Below are 223 nucleotides of genomic sequence, written 5' to 3' on the forward strand. Positions count from 1 at the left end.
GCGCGGCGGTCGCCGACCGGCAAACCAATCGGCGCGTAAGGTGTCTCGCATTCGGAGGCGCCATCGACCTTCCATACCAGCGGCGTAACGACGGTTTCGGTCGGACCGTAGCCATTGATCAGGATACGCGGCTTCAGAACGCGCCTGACTTTGTCGAAGCCCGCCTTCGGCATCGCCTCGCCGCCGAACGAGTAGAGCTTGACCGGCGGCGGATTGCCTGCCT

The 223-nt window shown here is 64.6% G+C and carries 1 protein-coding gene; it reads right to left on the reverse strand.

Translation table 11 applies throughout. The features are described 5' to 3' along the window. Positions 1-223, reverse strand: a 223-nt coding sequence (locus tag KJQ96_RS39735; protein WP_213291297.1) for a hypothetical protein, incomplete at both ends; no start/stop codon positions are given.

Source organism: Bradyrhizobium sp. sGM-13, from assembly GCF_018398875.1.
Lineage (GTDB): Bacteria > Pseudomonadota > Alphaproteobacteria > Rhizobiales > Xanthobacteraceae > Bradyrhizobium.